A 17196-nucleotide genomic window follows, 5' to 3' on the forward strand; every position below is an offset into this window, starting at 1 on the left:
TAGGCTTCAAAAATAACTAATTTAATTAACTTATCTCAATAAATTCTGTAATTATCTTCACAGGTTTGTGATCTTGGTCGTATGCAATATAACTGGCATAAAACCCTTCACCATATCCTGTTTCAAAGGCAAAAATTGTTCCAGGGTGTTCATCAGCCGGCTTCAGAAATGCATATTGATCTATAGCTCCTTTCTCATCAAAGAAATACTCATGAAAAAATTCTTCATAGATTCCCATGAAATCGGCCCCTTTGCTGTGATACAATTTTTTTTCAAGCTCGTTAAGGCTGTGCTGGGTATCTACATCCATCAGGCATCCCATTCCACTTTCTACAGGATATCCGAAAATTTCCTCTTCAGCAAGATCTTTGATATCCTGGCCTTCGGTGACAGCCATTTTCCAGTCTGTAATTTCTGTATTGCTGAAAATAACTTCCGCATATGCGACACAGTTGCTTTCTCTTTCTTTATGTAGTAAAACAGAGAAATTCCCTTTTGGAAATTCTGTCGTGAAAGGCAGCATGTCATTAGTGATCAGAGGATCACAGGCAACGAGCTTCCCACTGGAAAGATAGAGTTTCCCCACTTCAAAGCTTTCCAGCAAAGGACTTTCTACGAAGTTTCTTGAGAATAGTTTTTTTATGTTTTCTATGTGTGTCATTTTAATTTTTGTTGTTTACACTGTCAGGCTGAGCGGAGTCGAAGCCTTTTTGATCTTGCTCCAAATTATCCGAATGACTTTTGTTTTTACAAACAGATAATTCTTTTAACTGTTCCCAGTTATCATTTATAATCGCTTCTTTTTTCTTTCGGCTCCATCCTTTCACTTGTTTTTCAAATAAAATAGCCTGCATAATGTCATTAAATTCACAAAAGAAGACCAATTCTACGGGTCTTCTTTTGTGTGTATAGCTTTCAGGAAATTTTCCAGACTGATGCTGAGCCAATCTGGCCTCAATATCATTGGTAACTCCTGTATAATAAGAGCCGTCGGAACATTTTAAAATATATACAAAATATTGTTTCATTTTAAGATATCAGGCTTCGACTCCGCTCAGCCTGACATTCCGACAAACTTACTGTCTATCTTTTAAATTTACAAACTTTTCAGCTTCTCTTCTAAAATAGCAATTTTATCCTGAGCATCTTTCTGCTTCTGACGCTCTACTTCTACAACTTCAGGTTTAGCGTTAGCTACAAACTTTTCATTGGAAAGCTTCTTGTCTACAGAGATTAGAAATCCTTTCAAATAAGCCAATTCTTCTTCTGTTTTCTTTTTCTCTTCCCCTAAATCTAAATTTTCGCTCAGAGGGATAGAAACTTCTGTTGCACTAACAAGGAATGTAAAGCTAGGCTTATCTGTTTTTTCTCCGAAATGAATTTCAGCAACATTGGCTAATTTTCTGATCACGGCTTCATTCTCAAAACCAGCAGCATTCGTGTAAACCTCAACGGCTTCTCTAGGAGAAATCCCTTTGGTCTGGCGGTAGTTTCTTATTCCGGAAATAATCTCTTCAGCTGTTTCAAAGTTTTTAATGATTCCTTCATTAAATGCTCCCGCTTTTTTCTGTTGAGCAAGAATTAGTGCGTCTTCAATACTTCTTTCAGAAATAGTCTGCCACAATTCCTCCGTTAAGAAAGGCATAAACGGATGAAGCAGCTTCATTAATTCTTCAAAGAAATATATTGTCTTATGATAGACTTCTTTAGAAATTCCTTCTCCATAATTCGGCTTGATTGCTTCAAGATACCAACCGCAGAAATCATCCCAAATTAATTTATAAATTAAATGAAGTGCATCGGAAATCCTGAACTTTTCAAACTGATCATTAATTTCAGCAATTGTTTTATTGAGCTTATTTTCAAACCACTCAATAGTTTGGTTGTCTGCAGTATTGGCTGGTTTGTCTTCATGATTCCACATATTAATCAATCGGAAAGCATTCCAGATTTTTGTCGCGAAATTTCTTCCCTGCAACATCAGATCTTTATCAAAAAGCAAATCGTTTCCTGCTGCAGAACTCAATAAAATCCCAACACGAACTCCATCTGCACCAAACTCAGAAATTAATTCCAGCGGATCCGGAGAGTTTCCTAAAGATTTTGACATCTTTCTTCTCTGGCTGTCTCTTACAATACCCGTGAAATATACATTTTTGAACGGAACTTCTTTTCTGTATTCCAGTCCGGCCATGATCATTCTGGCTACCCAGAAGAAAATAATATCCGGTCCTGTAACCAGGTCAGACGTTGGATAATAATAGTTGATCTCTTTATTTTCAGGATCCAAAAGACCATCGAATACAGACATAGGCCATAACCATGATGAGAACCAGGTGTCGAGAGCATCTTCGTCCTGTTTCAGATTTGATGTTTCGAGATTCGGATTTCCAGTTTTTTCTTTAGCTAAAATTAAAGCATTTTCGATATTTTCTGCAACTACAAAATCATTTTCTCCATCTCCATAGTAGAATGCCGGAATCTGCTGTCCCCACCAAAGCTGGCGGGAGATATTCCAGTCACGGATGTTTTCCATCCAATGCTTATAGGTATTTTTGAATTTTTCAGGATAAAATTTAACCTCATCATTCATCACCACCTCCAAAGCCTGAGGTGCCATTTCAGACATTTTCAGGAACCACTGAACTGAAACCTTAGGTTCAATAACTGCGCCTGTTCTTTCTGAAGTTCCTACTTTATTTACATAATCTTCTGCTTTCAGTAAAAGATCTTTTTCCTGTAATTCTTTTGCGATTTGCTTTCTTACATCAAACCTGTTCTGACCTGCATAATGCAGACCGTGCTCATTAAGATTTCCGTCATCATCCAAAGCATCGATCATTTTCAGCTGATGCTTCTGCCCGATTTCATAGTCATTGGTATCATGGGCAGGCGTAATTTTCAACGCTCCGGTTCCGAATTCAATGTCTACATATTCATCTTCTATAATAGGAATTACCCTGTTAACGATCGGTACAATTACATTTTTACCTTTCAGATGAGCATATCTTTCATCATTAGGGTTGATGCATACCGCAGTATCCCCGAAAATAGTCTCGGGACGTGTTGTTGCTACGGAAAGAAACTCTTCCGAACCTTCAATTTTATATTTAAGGAAATATAATTTCCCGTTCTGTTCTTTAAATATTACTTCTTCATCAGAAATATTGGTTTTGGCTTCCGGATCCCAGTTAACCATTCTGTAACCTCTGTAGATTAATCCTTTATTGTATAGATCTACAAAGCTTTTGATCACCTGCTGAGAAAGTTTTTCTTCCATCGTGAAACGGGTTCTATCCCAGTCGCATGAACATCCCAGCTTTTTCAGCTGTTCAAGAATGGTTCCGCCATATTTGTCGGTCCATTCCCAGGCATGTTTTAAGAATTCTTCACGGGTAATATCAGATTTACTGATTCCTTCAGACTTCAGTTTGGCAACCACTTTGGCTTCAGTGGCAATTGAAGCGTGATCTGTGCCCGGAATCCAGCAGGCATTAAAGCCCTGCATTCTTGCACGGCGGACGAGAACATCTTGAATGGTATTGTTCAGCATATGTCCCATGTGTAATATCCCCGTTACGTTTGGCGGAGGAATTACCACAGTATATGGTGGTTTCTCATTAGGTTCCGAATGGAAAAATTTGTTTTCCATCCAGAAGTTGTACCATTTCTGTTCAGTTTCCTGTGGATTGTACTTTTCTGAAATCTGCATAAAATTCTATTTCTTTTGCTTACAATTTGCAAAAATAGTCTAAAGAAAAAAAATTTTAAGTATGAATTAAAATAATTTTTAACTTTGTTTCTTGAAATTTATCTAACAAACATATTAACATTCAAGAATATGAAAAAATTAATTGCAGGAATTGCATTATTTGGAACGTTTGCATTAGCATCTGCACAAACGATTACGTTTGACAAAACTACTTTTGACTATGGTACTATCAAGCCAAGTGCTGACGGTACAAGATTCTTTACAGTAACAAACACTGGTGACAAGCCTTTGATCGTTTCTAATGTAAAACCTTCTTGTGGATGTACTACACCTGAGTTCAGCCAGGATCCTATCATGCCAGGAAAATCTGCTAAGATTAAAGTAGGATATAACACTACTCTTAACGGACCTTTCAATAAGATGATCGAAGTTTTCTCTAATGACCCTGCTAACAGCAGAAGCGTAATCTACATCAAAGGTAATGTAGACGCCAATGCTCCTGAACCAAAGCCTTTAACAGCTGAAGAGCAGAAAGCAGCAGCAAAAGCTGAAAAGAAAGCAGCTAAACTTGCTAAAAAAGCAGCAGCGAAGTAATCTCTACTTAAAAAATAAAGGAACCGTCTTCATTGGAAGACGGTTTTTTTATTACATTTAAGTAAGATATTAGAAATTAGAAATTAGAGGTTAGAAGTTAGATTTTAGAAGTTAGATTTTAGATGCCAGATTTCAGACATCAGATTTAGAAGTTAGTTAGAGACTTTCCTTTAATTTCTTAATTTCAGAATCTCTCAATTTTTAAATTTTTAAATTTTTCAATCATTAAATATTAAAAATATGGACACCAATTTCTCAGATGATTTCCTGGTAAAAGGAAAATTTTCAATAAAAAAAAGCTCAACAGAATATACAGGAAAGTTGACCAAAGAAGAAGGCGGACAGCTTTTAATACAGGAAAAAGAAAAACTCCGTGAACTGCAGGAGAAGCTATATGCAGACGGAAGTAAATCTCTGCTTGTAATCCTTCAGGCTATGGACGCTGCGGGAAAAGACAGTCTGATAGAGCATGTTTTCGGGGGAGTCAATCCTCAGGGCTGTAATGTCACCAGCTTTAAAACACCAAGCTCAAAAGAATATTCCCACGATTTTCTGTGGAGGCATTATCTGGCTCTTCCACAAAAAGGAATGATTGGTATTTTTAACAGATCACATTATGAGAGTGTTCTGGTATGCAAGATTCATCCTGAGTATAACCTCAGCGAGAAAACCTGGTCTTCTGTAAAGGATTTTGATACTAAATTCTGGGAAAACAGGTATGAAAGTATCCGAAATTTCGAACAGCATCTTGCCCACAACGGAACCACCATTGTAAAAATATTTCTGAATGTTTCCAAAGACGAGCAGAAGAAAAGATTACTGGACAGAATCAATGAACAGGAGAAGAACTGGAAATTTTCAGCCGGTGATCTTCCGGAGAGAGCTCTTTTCCCACAATATATGGAGGCTTATGAAACGGCTATTAACGAAACTTCAAAAGACCATGCCCCATGGTATGTGCTTCCTGCAGACAATAAATGGTTTGCAAGAGTAGCCGCTATACAGATTATTATTGATACCTTGGAAAAGATGGATCTGAAGTATCCACAACTTGGGGATAAGGAAAGATCGGAACTTAGTGAGGCAAAAAAAACACTGGAAAATGAATAATCAAGGTTACCATAATAGCTACATAGTAATAAATAATCGTCAAAAGAAAATTTGATATGTCTTTAATAACAAAAGCGGAGTACAGTCTCCGCTTTTATTTATCCCTGAATATAACTTTCTAAAAAATCACGAGAAAATCTGTAAGCCGGATTTTGTTCTTCCGAAGAAGCGCCTGTTATTTATCTACGTCTTACATTGCTGCAAAACTTGAGCTGATTACCCCTCGGCTTTCAGGACGAGCCGCCCCTATTTCCATTACTGAAAAGAACCGATATACTTATCATTGCACCACAAAGAGTTTACCTGGTTTCACTACAGCCGAACTGTACCTGCTTTCTGTTGCACTTGTCCTACCCTCACGGGTGACGGATGTTATCCGCTTTGCTGCTCTATGGTGTCCGGACTTTCCTACCCCTGCCGAAACAGGAATCAACAAGCCGATTTTCTCGCGGTTGCAAAGATACGGATTATTTGGTGATATGGTGATGCGATGATGTGACGATGTGATGGATATGTCAGGAATCGACGTAGGGAGTTGCTGAGGAGGCGATTGCTTTTATGTTTGGCTGAATCAAAGTGTTTTTCTTATTTTGTTAGATGGGTTAAAGACCATTCCTATTGATATTGAATATTACATTGACCAGTATATTCAAATATTTTTAATCATCATCAAATCTTCACACTGCCAAATTATCACTTTAACAAATTATACCATCACATATCAACAAATTACCGCATTATTATTATCTTCGTGCCATTATATATCTATGACTTCCAGAGAAAAAGAATTTGCGCAGCTTATTAAGGATAATCAAGGCCTGATTATCAAAGTTTCGCGTTTGTACACTAATTCTCTTGAAGATGAAGAAGATCTGTTTCAGGAGATCGTCCTCCAGCTTTGGAGAAGCTACGATTCTTTTAAAGGAAACTCAAAAATTTCTACGTGGATGTACCGCGTAGCACTTAATACAGCCATTACTCTTTTCAGAAAAAAAAGCAAAAGCCTTCTTACGAACGAGCTGGATATCAATCACAGGGATTTTGTAGAGGACGACGACGATAAGCAGCAGCAGATATCGCTTCTGTATACCGTAATTAAAACACTTCCCAATGTAGAAAGAGCAATTGTAATGATGTATCTTGACGACCTGCCTTATAAGGATATTGCAGAAAACCTAGGGATTACCGAAGTTAATGCGCGTGTGAAAATGAACAGATTAAAGAAAACCCTTAAAGAACAGATGCAAAAATATGCCTGATTTTGATTTAGACAGTTTTAAGAAAACATGGCAAGAGCAGCCTGTTCAGCCAAAATACGACAGCAATGAGATCCTTCAGATGCTGAACAAAAAGTCACGCAATTACGTGAAGTATATTTTCTGGATCAGCGTGACAGAATTCTTATTTTTTTCCGTTCTGGGATTATTTTATTTCTTTCAGGACGAGGAGTCGGATAGTTTCCGTAAAATATTAGAAAAACTGGGAGCTCAGAAGTCTCCTGAAATAGAAACTAATTTTGACCATGCTTATTTAGCCATAAAAATTTTAAGTCTTTTAATTACAGCTTATTTTGTCCTAAAATTCTATCAGAATTACCGCAAAATAAAGATCGAAGAAAATCTCAAAGACCTTATTATACGGATCATTAAGTTTAAGAAAACAGTGAATGCTTTTATCCTTATCAGCATTGCTCTGCTGGTAGCTTTTACATTTGTATTTACAGCCTTTATTTTCTACGTATTGAATTCCCAGAATGTTCGGCCGGACAATTCTAACCTGATTATTGTTATTATCGGAATCATTGTAAGTACGGTATTGTGTGTCCTGCTAATCTGGCTTTATTACAGACTTGTGTACGGAATTATCATCAGAAAGCTGGACAGAAATCTAAAACAGCTTAAAAACATAGAATCTCAGGAAAATTAGTATAGAAAGGCATTAGTTCAAGATTTTTCATTAATTTTATTCCACCAAATCTTAAACTATGCCATTATCTTACGTCTATGGAGCCTCTGCCGTTCCCTTACTGGGACAGACTATCGGAGGAAACCTAAAAAAGACTGTTGAAAAGTACTCAAACCAGGAAGCCTTAGTCTGTGTTCACCAGAATTACAGAGCAACCTATCAGGAATTTTATAATCAGACCACTGCTGTTGCAAAAGCTTTAATTTTCTTAGGAGCCAAAGCAGGAGACCGGATCGGGATCTGGTCTTCGAACCGTTATGAATGGGTTTTGCTACAATATGCTACGGCCCGGATAGGAGCCATACTGGTTAATATTAATCCTGCCTACAGAACACACGAGCTTACTTATGTGATTAATCAATCCGGAATCCGGTTTATGTTTTCTTCTTTAAGCTTTAAAACGAGTAATTACAGGGAAATGGTAGAATATGCAAAGGAAGTCTGTCCCACTCTGGAACATGAGATTTTCTTTGATGATAGCTGGGAAGACTTTTTAAACAATGGACAGAATATTTCGGATGATACGCTTCACAGCTTTGAAGAACATGTACAGTTTGATGATCCTGTAAATATTCAGTATACATCCGGAACAACAGGCTTCCCAAAAGGCGTTACCCTCTCTCATCACAATATTTTAAATAACGGATATTTTATTGGCATACGCTTAAAATACTCAGAAAAAGACCGTGTCTGTATTCCTGTTCCTTTCTATCATTGTTTTGGAATGGTGATTGGAAATATATGCTGTACAGCTCACGGTGCGTGTATGGTGATCCCTAATGACAGCTTTGATCCTGAGATTACTTTAAAAACGGTTTCTGAAGAAAAATGTACGTCTTTATACGGAGTTCCAACGATGTTTATTGCAGAACTGGCCGTTAAAGATTTTAAATCCTATGATTTTTCAAGCTTAAGAACCGGTGTCATGGCAGGATCTGTTTGCCCCCCTGAAATTATGAAAAAGGTAGAAAGCCTAATGAATATTAAAGAAATGAGTATCTGTTACGGAATGACGGAAACTTCTCCTGTTTCTACACAAACGCTAATAGGAACGCCATTGGAAAAGCAGGTCAGTACCGTAGGAACTGTGCAGGACCATCTTGAAATAAAAATTATTGATGAAAACGGAAAGACCGTAGAGCGTGGTGAACATGGTGAATTATGCACCAGAGGTTATTCTGTAATGTTGAAGTACTGGAATGACCCGGAAAACACCAAAAAGGTATTGGATGATGCCCGATGGATGCATACAGGCGATATGGCTGTCATGGACAATGACGGTTATATTACGATCTCCGGAAGAATAAAAGACCTTATCATTCGCGGTGGCGAAAACATTTCGCCTAAAGAGGTTGAAGATTTCCTATACACTTATCCAAACATACTGGATGTACAGATCATCGGGGTTCCGAGTGAGAAATTCGGAGAGGAAGTAATGGCCTGGGTAAAAGTGAGAAAAGGATTTGAAGTTTCGGAAACCGAACTTTTAGAATACTGCCAAGGAAGAATTGCTCATTATAAAGTTCCAAAATACTGGAAATTTGTGGATGAATTCCCGATGACGATATCCGGAAAAATAAGAAAAGTAGAGATGCGTGAGATTTCCATAAAAGAGCTGGAACTGAATATACAGAAACAACGCACTTAGAAAAACTACTTTTGAAATCAAATAATATATTTTTTGACGTTCTATATTAAAAACATCTCGCAGATTGAGCAGATCAGGCAGATTTTCATTTTAAAATAAAAAGCCCGAAAATATCGGGCTTTTACTTTGTATAGATCACTTATTAAAGTTCTTTTCTTAATCTTGCTACCGGAATATTGAGCTGTTCACGATACTTTGCGATCGTTCTTCGGGCAATATTATAGCCCTGCTCTTTCAGCATTACTACAAGAGCATCATCTGTAAGGGGTTTTCTCTTGTTTTCTTTCCCGATAACTTCCTGAAGATGAGTCTTGATCTCTTTAGTAGAGACTTCTTCACCATCATCATTGGTCAAGCTGTCAGAGAAAAGGTCTTTCAGATAGACGATTCCGTTTGAAGTGTCAGCATATTTACTTTTTACTACCCTTGAAATGGTAGAAATATCAAATCCGGTAATATCAGCAATATCTTTCAGGATCATGGGTTTCAGGGATTTTTCGTCACCTGTGATAAAATAATCCTTCTGAAATTTCACGATAGCTGTAATCGTTTGCAACAAGGTGTTCTGGCGCTGGTTAATCGCATCTATATACCATTTTGCAGCATCTAATTTCTGCTTGATAAACAAGGCCGCCTGTTTGTGTTCAGAAGAGTTTTTATCGTGAGAATAGGTGGTCAGGATATCCTTATATTCTTCAGAAACTCTTAGAGTCGGTGCATTTTTACTGTTAAGCATCGGGATTACCATTCCGTCTTTCACCTGGATTACAAAATCCGGGATAATTTCCTGATTGATGGTGATCGTCTGTGTATCAAAATTTCCTCCTACTTTTGGTGAAAGTTTGGAAATCTCGTCCAGAGCGTCTTTAAGATCTTCCTCTTCTATATCATATTTCTGAATGATCTTGTTGTAATGCTTATTGGTAAGGGCATCAAACTGATATCTTAAAATATTCGCAGCTAGAGAAACCGCTTTATCAGAACTCACCTTCTTCTCGATCTGAAGAAGAAGACATTCCTGAAGGCCTCTTGCTCCCACCCCTGGCGGATCAAGCTTCTGGATATAATTTTCCAGAATATCTTCAACTTTTTCCTTAATAGTATAGATTCCCTGGGAGAAGGCAAGATCATCTACAATAGCTTTAATCTCTCTTCTTAAATATCCATCAGTATCAAGATTTCCAATCACATACTCTGCAATTTTCTCATCTTCGTCACTGATATTCACCAAATGAATCTGTTCCAGCAGATAATCATATAATGACTGCCCTTCGGTAAGAAGGCTTTCATTATCAAATTCTTCATCATCCGCAGAATAATTGCTTGATGCAGTTTTATAGCTAGGTTCGTCGTCGTAGATATACTCGTTGACGTCAAAATCTGTTTGAATACTTTCTGTTCCTTCATCCTGATAAGCATCTTCAAGAGAAGAATATTCATCTTCTTTAGGATCTTCCTTTACAATTTCCAAAGCAGGATTTTCCTCTAGCTCTCTTTCCAGCTCCTCTTCAAATTCCAGGGTATGAAGCTGAATAAGCTTCATCAACTGAATCTGCTGAGGGGCCAGCTTCTGTCCTAATTTGAGTTGTAAGTGTTGTTTAAGCATATTAGTCTTTGTGTTTTAGCATAACATATCTACGAATTTAATAAATTAATTCGACAAAAAAACAAATTTAGCATGATTTTTGCAGTAAGTTATCAATATAATAAACTATTAGAAAATAAAAAAGCCTTAATTTTTACATTAAGGCTTTTTTATTGATCTAGAACTCAGCGCTTTTCGGCGTCCTAGGGAAAGGAATCACATCTCTGATATTGGTCATTCCTGTTACGAAAAGAACCAGCCTCTCTAATCCTAAACCGAAGCCCGCATGCGGTACAGAACCGAATTTTCGGGTATCCAGGTACCACCAAAGCTCGTGCTCATCTACATGCATATCTGCCATTTTCTGTTTCAGGACATCCAATCTTGCTTCTCTCTCCGATCCTCCGATGATCTCTCCGATACCCGGGAAAAGAACGTCCATTGCTGCAACGGTCTTATTGTCATCATTCAGTTTCATATAGAAAGCTTTGATTTCTTTCGGATAGTCGAACAATACTACCGGGCTTTCAAAGTGTTTTTCAACAAGGTATCTTTCATGCTCAGACTGAAGGTCCGTTCCCCAGTTTTCAACCGGATACTGGAACTTTCCTTTTTTATTTTCTTTTGAGTTCATCAGGATCTCAATTGCTTCCGTATAGCTTACACGTTTGAAACGTTTAGTTATAACATTCTGAAGTTTTTCGATAAGTCCTTCTTTTGCTCTGTCTTTTTCTGGTTTTCCTTTCTGCTCTTCCTCAAAACGTTTGTCAAGGAATTCAAGATCATCTTTACAGTGATCAAGAACATACTGGATCACATACTTTAAGAAATCTTCCGCAAGGTCGATATTGTCTTCAAGGTTATTAAAGGCTACTTCCGGCTCTATCATCCAGAATTCTGCAAGGTGTCTTGTCGTATTGGAATTTTCGGCACGGAAAGTAGGTCCGAATGTATAAATCCTGCCCAATCCCATTGCTGCAGTTTCTCCTTCAAGCTGACCGGAAACCGTCAGGTTGGTTTTTTTCCCGAAGAAATCCTGTGCAAAATCAATTTCACCGTTTTCAGTTCTTGGGATATTGTTCAGGTCAAAGTTGGTTACTCCAAACATTTCTCCAGCTCCTTCTGCATCAGCTCCTGTGATTACCGGTGTGTTGATATAGAAGAACTGGTTTTTGTTAAAGAATGAATGCACTGCAAAGCTAACCGCATGACGCACTCTGAAAACAGCTCCGAATAAATTCGTTCTGAATCTTAAATGGGCCTGATCTCTCAGAACTTCCAAAGAGTGTTTTTTAGGCTGAAGAATCGTTTTATCTCTGTCTTCTGTAAAGTTATCTCCTAAAATAATAATTTTTTTAGCCACAATCTCTACACTCTGTCCGGCTCCCTGACTTTCTACAACCTCACCTACTACCTTTAATGAAGCAGCTGTACTGATTTTATTGATAACCTCTTCATCGAAATTTTCGAAATCAACAACAATCTGCAAATTATTAATCGTAGAACCATCATTTAGTGCTATAAAGCGATTGGCGCGGAATGTTCTTACCCAACCGTAAACCGTAATGTCATGATGTAATACTTTCTTGTAATCCTGTAGGATTTCTTTAATCGTCTGCTTTTTCATTTGTTGATTATAAATTTTCTTATAAAAATTAACGTCTGCAAAGTTACAAAAAAACAGCGCAACTTGATGATTACGCTGTCTTTTTAAAAATCATTTATCAAAATATTGAATCTAAAACTATGCTATTGATATTATCTAGGCGATGATATAGTTTAGTGTACCAATTATAACTATTTTATTAAGCCTTCTATCAATACGTTTGTAACTACACATGCTATATTTATTGTTCTGTTATAATTAATTTAGATTTTGTTAGAGCTTTAAATGGTAGATTAAAGTATATTAGTATCAAAAAATAATCTTTTGACAATAAATATATTCAGATGATCATCATATACCGTAAAACAGCTTTAATCGAAGGGCTTTCATATCTGATTTTGCTCTTCATCGCAATGCCTTTAAAGTACTTTTTTAATATACCGGAAGGGGTGAAATATTTTGGATGGATCCATGGAGTTTTGTTTCTTGTATTTCTGATAGCTCTTCTGTTATCCGCAATAAAATACAGATGGAATTTAAAAAGAGTCATATTGTATCTAATAGGTTCAGTACTTCCGTTTGTACCATTTATACTGGATAAAAGACTCAAAAAAGAATATTCATAAAAACGAGATGGCTATTCCCTGTTCCTGTATTTCATCAGCCACAATTATTTATAATCAAATATTTATAATCAAATTGAATAAAAGTTTTCAGACACTGAATGCTCACATACTTTTCGTGGCTATTATTTTAGAATTTAAAAAGTATCGGGAAGCTGCCCTATATCGGGATGTCAAAAGTTAATAAACGCGATACAGTTTATGCTTTTAAACGGCCTTCTTCTAACTCCCATTTCTCACATATTCTCTAATTAAAAAACACTGTTTTCTTCCACTCTTTTCCGTTTCGGATTCTCCAGGCATGATAGGAACTGGGTATGTCGTATTGCCATTTTGGAAGCAGCAAAACAATTAGAATAACATCAATATGAGATACAAACCCCAATCCAACTGTAAGATAAAATGCCCAGCCTGTTTGTTGAAATCCTATTAAAAAAGTAAAAGTAATCAGCAGGCTCAAACCCCACATTTTTGACAAAAAAGCATGGGTACAGGTTTCTTTCCCGAATTTCCAGATACTGACAATATAGCAAAGTGCCTCCATGATGAAGATTAAAAGCACTCCATGCCATTCATTTTTAATTAATTCAGGATTCAAAAGATAGGCTGCAAATCCCAATGAAAGCCAGAAAATCAAATCAACCTGGCTGTCCAGTCTTCTTAACTTTTCTGATGAAACACCTACCTTTCTGGCAATAATTCCATCGAAAATATCCGTCAGTAAACCGAAATACATGAATGCTACAATTAAAAATCTTGATTCTGTACCTTTAAGATAAGCCAATAACAGAATAACCGGAGCAAGGATAAATCTGGTTGCGATCAGCAGATATGGTAATTGTTTCATAATTTTTTGTTTTCTTTAATCAATTATTTCATCTAAAACTTAAAGTATATTCCTGTTTCTACGGAAAAAGAATTAAAATCTTTCGGAATTGTATTTCTGTACCAGAGTTGATAGGGTATGTATGAAGCCTGAATTCCCAATCCTATATTCTTTCTCCAGAATCTTATTCCTTGTCCAATTTTTAGTGATGCAACACTTTCCAGATTGGTGTCAATATGAATTGTATTTTGATTATCGTTTTGCTCAGGCTCATCAGATGGTATTCCTTTGCCGTCAAAGAATAAATTGTGAAAACTGAGTTCACTGACCCATTCTATTCTATTATTTCTCAGAGGATAATTTTTGACCAGCCTAGCACCCAAGTTCACTATAAATTCCGGAGAGCACACCCGGTAAAACAGTCCCTTTTTACCATAATCAAAATCATACAAACTATTACTATAATTGAAGTTACCTCCTATTTCCAAGTGAGTATTCGTTTCATCGACCGGATAGCGGTACCAATATCCAATGTAAAATCCAGGACTTTGCTTTACCTTTTCAGAAGAGAAATTCAGATAGCTACCAGCCTCGATCATTGATCTTTTACGGTGATCATTGATTTCTACAGTTTGGGCTGTTATCTTTATACAGCATGCCAAACAAAAAATACACGTTTTCATAATTTAAAAGTTGATAAGTGGCAGTGTTCTTTTGGCATTCTTATTCCAGAAACCGATCTGAAGACCTTTATTCTTATCCGTTTTATTTACCAGACCTATTTGCAGACCTTTATGATCTTTACTCACATTCACAGCTCCGGCCTGAAGACCTTTCATTGTTCCTGTATGGTTATAAAGTCCCAATTGAACCCCTCCGAATTGATCTGCTGTATTGCTAAAAGAGATTAAAAGTCCTTTCCCGGTGCCTGCCGAATTATTGATAAAGGAAATATGCAGTCCGTTCAGCTTACCGGAGTTATTATTAAATCCGTTTACTGTAAACCCATTGGTGGTTTGTGCAACATGATACATTGAGATTCCAATTCCATTCAGTTTTTTTGCATTGGTAACTCCTCCTGTAGAAATATGAAGGCCGTTGATAGAAACTGTTGCCTGCTCATCGGCAGGAACTTTAATGGCATGAGGCAACAAAGGATAAATCAAAGAAAATGGATTCCCCTGCAGATTAAACCCGTTGATTGTTTGGGATTGATAATCATCCATTACACCAAGATTAATCCCATTGGTATTTTCCACTTTAGCTTTCGGAGTAAATGTAATTACATTTGATTTTATTCTTTCAACCTGCAAACTATCCTGAGCACTGATGACACTTCCCGTAAAGAGACCGATCATCATTAACAATTTTATTTTCATAACTGATTGTTTTAAAATTATGCTTCAAAATTATCGGTGAAAAACGCAGATCTGAATGCGAAAAAAAATTAAAATAATTAAGTACATTTGTGAAAATCACAAAACATGTATCAGGAACTTTTACTTAAGGAAATCCGCAGAAAAATAGGTGATAAATCTTTGAATGATGAAATTGCCAATATTCTCAATATAAGTTATGATGCATCGCACAGAAGAACCTCTCTGAAAGCGAAATTCAGTTTTGAAGAAGCTTTGGAACTGGCCAAATATTATCAGATTTCTCTCAATCAATTTATAACTTCGGATCAACAGCTTGTGGTTCAGAAAACCTCGGTTGTGAACGAAACAGACGATTTACAGTCCTTTTTTCAGAATAATCTCAGCATTTTTGAAAATCTTCCGCTTTCTGATGAGATGACTATTTATTATTCGGCGAAGGATATTCCATTTTTTTATACCCTTTCAGATACCCTGCTTTCCCGTTTTAAAATTTATGTCTGGATGAATTTGCTTAACGCGAAACAGGTTTTCATTCCTTTTCTGCAGTTTTCTCCTCCATATTTTGAATCGAACACCCAGGAGCTAAAGAAAAAGTATGAAACACAAAATATAATTGAATTGTGGAATGACAGTACAATCTCCAGTATTTTGCAACAGATCCTGTTTTATTACGAGACCGGACTTTTACAAAAAAAAGAAGGTGAAATTATTCTGAAAGAACTTAAGGAACTTATAGAATATATTGAACGAAAAACAGAGAACAATCCGAAGTTTCACCTGTATGAAAATGAATTAATGCATCTTTCCAACGACATTTTTTTTCATCATCCGAAACAGTCACTTTTTGCCATACCTGTCAATATGTTCGGATATATTCTGATCAACGATGCAAAGACCTGCGGTGAAGCAATAAATTATTTTGAGCATCAGATCAAAAATTCAAAGTCTCTGAACACTTCCGGAAACCGCGACAGAAAAGTATTTTTCAATAAAATGTATGAAAAGATTGAAAATTTAAGCCACAAACTATAGCATAAAAAACCTTTATAATGATGAAACTTTTAATTAAAATAGATACATTTAATAAAAATAAACCATGAGGATTCCATTTGTACTGATGTTTTGTGTATTGTCATCCTGCTATAGTCCCAAAACGGACATAGAAGAAGATAAACATCCTGAAATCCCCGAATTTCCCCTGTTTTCAGATCCGGCAATCCGGTTGGAAAAAGTAATGGAACTTCCCCTTTCACAAAAAGACAACTGCACCTATCTGGTGAAAGACACTTATTTTTTCATCTACAATTATCCTAGAACAGATTCCCATAAGAATCACACCAACAGACTATTTATCATGAATAAAGGTAAACTGGCAATTGTTGAGAAATGGAAAAACATCCCCGCAATCAATAATCTGGCTTTCCTTGATCCTGCCGGTAATCTGTATGCCAATAACCGGAAATATATCACTCCGGATTACCGTTACAAAAAAATTCTTCCGTTTTATAATCTGGATGATGTCACGAAAAAATATGAGCACCTTTTTCATGTGGGAGAATCTGAAAAAGACAGTGCACAAAAAAATCGCTGATGAGCAGGCTGCTCTCCAAAAAAACATTCTGAATAAAGCAGATCAAATCCTGCTGATACCCGGAGAAACCAATGGCGGAATTCAGGGCTATGCGGCTTACGGTGATAATTACCTGTTCAATCCGGGACAGAAAAACAGTTTCTTCGTTTCTTCAAACCTTCTGGGAACGCTGAAAAAAGATTCTGCTACATCATCCGGAGACAGTGATCCGCTTTATGTAAAGCTCCGTCCAAAAATAGAGCTCTCTTCCCGGAAAACTAATTTCTCGACCAGGATCCATAATGAATTTATAGACTCCGTGTCTTTCAAGATCAAGGATAAAATCGTTTCGGGAAACCAATGGTTCAGCACAGGGAATCATTTTGTGGCCTCTTTCGGCTATCATCCGGTCTACATGTATTATTATGATGTACAAATGGGAAATAAAACAGTTTCCACGAAGGAAAACCACACAAAAATAGTTGCTTCTGATCCTATCCGGACTCAAGCAGGTAAATATTTTCTGGTAAGTAATTTGAAAGAGGGTAAGTTTCAGATTTATTATCTGAAAAACTGAT

At 36.7% G+C, this 17196-nt stretch carries 17 protein-coding genes and 1 other RNA gene; 9 read left to right on the top strand and 9 right to left on the bottom strand.

The features are described from left to right. Positions 1-25: 25 nt before the first annotated feature. The 3 genes from DRF60_RS04800 to DRF60_RS04810 all read right to left on the bottom strand — a co-directional run bounded on the left by DRF60_RS04800 (position 26) and on the right by DRF60_RS04810 (position 3712). Positions 26-661 carry a DUF4241 domain-containing protein gene (locus tag DRF60_RS04800; RefSeq protein WP_116010972.1) on the bottom strand — a complete coding sequence of 212 codons (636 nt, stop codon included), beginning with the start codon at positions 659-661 and terminating at the stop codon, positions 26-28. A gap of 1 nt (position 662) precedes the next feature. Continuing rightward, complete coding sequence (locus DRF60_RS04805; protein ID WP_116010973.1) at positions 663-1028, bottom strand: GIY-YIG nuclease family protein; 366 nt, start codon at positions 1026-1028, stop codon at positions 663-665. Positions 1029-1096: 68 nt separating this feature from the next. After that, positions 1097-3712: a valine--tRNA ligase gene (locus tag DRF60_RS04810; RefSeq protein WP_116010974.1), complete on the bottom strand. Its 2616-nt coding sequence runs from the start codon at positions 3710-3712 to the stop codon at positions 1097-1099. A 129-nt stretch (positions 3713-3841) separates the two neighbouring features. On the opposite strand from DRF60_RS04810, the gene DRF60_RS04815 reads away from it, so the two are divergent. Both DRF60_RS04815 and DRF60_RS04820 read left to right on the top strand, forming a co-directional pair. Further along, entirely contained in the window at positions 3842-4306 is a 465-nt protein-coding gene (locus DRF60_RS04815; RefSeq protein ID WP_116010975.1) for a DUF1573 domain-containing protein, read from the top strand. A 240-nt stretch (positions 4307-4546) separates the two neighbouring features. Next, positions 4547-5416, top strand: coding sequence for a polyphosphate kinase 2 family protein (locus DRF60_RS04820; protein ID WP_116010976.1), 870 nt, complete (start codon positions 4547-4549; stop codon positions 5414-5416). 125 nt (positions 5417-5541) lie between these two features. Here DRF60_RS04820 and rnpB read toward each other — a convergent pair. Then, positions 5542-5865: RNase P RNA component class A (gene rnpB / locus DRF60_RS04825), an RNA gene on the bottom strand. A 318-nt stretch (positions 5866-6183) separates the two neighbouring features. On the opposite strand from rnpB, the gene DRF60_RS04830 reads away from it, so the two are divergent. Genes DRF60_RS04830 through DRF60_RS04840 form a run of 3 tightly spaced genes read left to right on the top strand, consistent with a single transcriptional unit; the run spans position 6184 to position 9029 of the window. Then, positions 6184-6675, top strand: coding sequence for an RNA polymerase sigma factor (locus DRF60_RS04830; protein ID WP_116010977.1), 492 nt, complete (start codon positions 6184-6186; stop codon positions 6673-6675). Next, positions 6668-7342 carry a beta-carotene 15,15'-monooxygenase gene (locus DRF60_RS04835; protein WP_116010978.1) on the top strand — a complete coding sequence of 225 codons (675 nt, stop codon included), beginning with the start codon at positions 6668-6670 and terminating at the stop codon, positions 7340-7342. Before DRF60_RS04830 ends, DRF60_RS04835 begins: the two co-directional genes overlap by 8 nt. Positions 7343-7400: 58 nt before the next feature. Next, on the top strand, positions 7401-9029 hold the full coding sequence (locus DRF60_RS04840; protein WP_116010979.1) for an AMP-binding protein: 1629 nt from the start codon (positions 7401-7403) through the stop codon (positions 9027-9029). Between the two features lie 142 nt (positions 9030-9171). On the opposite strand, the gene rpoN is transcribed toward DRF60_RS04840, so the two are convergent. Further along, positions 9172-10635, bottom strand: a complete 1464-nt coding sequence (rpoN, locus tag DRF60_RS04845) for an RNA polymerase factor sigma-54 (protein WP_116010980.1) — start codon at positions 10633-10635, stop codon at positions 9172-9174. 157 nt (positions 10636-10792) lie between these two features. After that, entirely contained in the window at positions 10793-12241 is a 1449-nt protein-coding gene (gene asnS / locus DRF60_RS04850; RefSeq protein WP_116010981.1) for an asparagine--tRNA ligase, read from the bottom strand. Between the two features lie 323 nt (positions 12242-12564). On the opposite strand from asnS, the gene DRF60_RS04855 reads away from it, so the two are divergent. After that, a complete protein-coding gene (locus DRF60_RS04855) occupies positions 12565-12846 on the top strand; it encodes a DUF3817 domain-containing protein (protein WP_116010982.1) in 282 nt (93 codons plus the stop codon). A gap of 244 nt (positions 12847-13090) precedes the next feature. Here the strand turns inward: DRF60_RS04855 and DRF60_RS04860 are convergent, their stop codons facing one another. Genes DRF60_RS04860 through DRF60_RS04870 form a run of 3 tightly spaced genes read right to left on the bottom strand, consistent with a single transcriptional unit; the run spans position 13091 to position 15048 of the window. Then, positions 13091-13690 carry a CDP-alcohol phosphatidyltransferase family protein gene (locus tag DRF60_RS04860; RefSeq protein WP_116010983.1) on the bottom strand — a complete coding sequence of 200 codons (600 nt, stop codon included), beginning with the start codon at positions 13688-13690 and terminating at the stop codon, positions 13091-13093. Positions 13691-13722: 32 nt separating this feature from the next. Next, positions 13723-14352: a hypothetical protein gene (locus tag DRF60_RS04865; protein ID WP_116010984.1), complete on the bottom strand. Its 630-nt coding sequence runs from the start codon at positions 14350-14352 to the stop codon at positions 13723-13725. A gap of 3 nt (positions 14353-14355) precedes the next feature. Continuing rightward, positions 14356-15048, bottom strand: a complete 693-nt coding sequence (locus tag DRF60_RS04870) for an LA_2272 family surface repeat-containing protein (protein ID WP_116010985.1) — start codon at positions 15046-15048, stop codon at positions 14356-14358. A 105-nt stretch (positions 15049-15153) separates the two neighbouring features. On the opposite strand from DRF60_RS04870, the gene DRF60_RS04875 reads away from it, so the two are divergent. The 3 genes from DRF60_RS04875 (at position 15154) to DRF60_RS04885 (ending at position 17195) form a co-directional block, all read left to right on the top strand. After that, positions 15154-16080: an XRE family transcriptional regulator gene (locus tag DRF60_RS04875; protein ID WP_116010986.1), complete on the top strand. Its 927-nt coding sequence runs from the start codon at positions 15154-15156 to the stop codon at positions 16078-16080. A 64-nt stretch (positions 16081-16144) separates the two neighbouring features. Beyond that, a complete protein-coding gene (locus DRF60_RS04880; RefSeq protein ID WP_123902632.1) occupies positions 16145-16639 on the top strand; it encodes a hypothetical protein in 495 nt (164 codons plus the stop codon). After that, positions 16581-17195 (top strand): hypothetical protein, encoded by a 615-nt coding sequence (locus DRF60_RS04885; RefSeq protein WP_123902633.1) that lies wholly within the window; start codon positions 16581-16583, stop codon positions 17193-17195. Before DRF60_RS04880 ends, DRF60_RS04885 begins: the two co-directional genes overlap by 59 nt. Position 17196 lies beyond the last annotated feature (1 nt).

The organism is Chryseobacterium elymi (assembly GCF_003385495.1).
In the GTDB taxonomy this organism is placed as follows: Bacteria; Bacteroidota; Bacteroidia; order Flavobacteriales; family Weeksellaceae; genus Chryseobacterium; species Chryseobacterium elymi.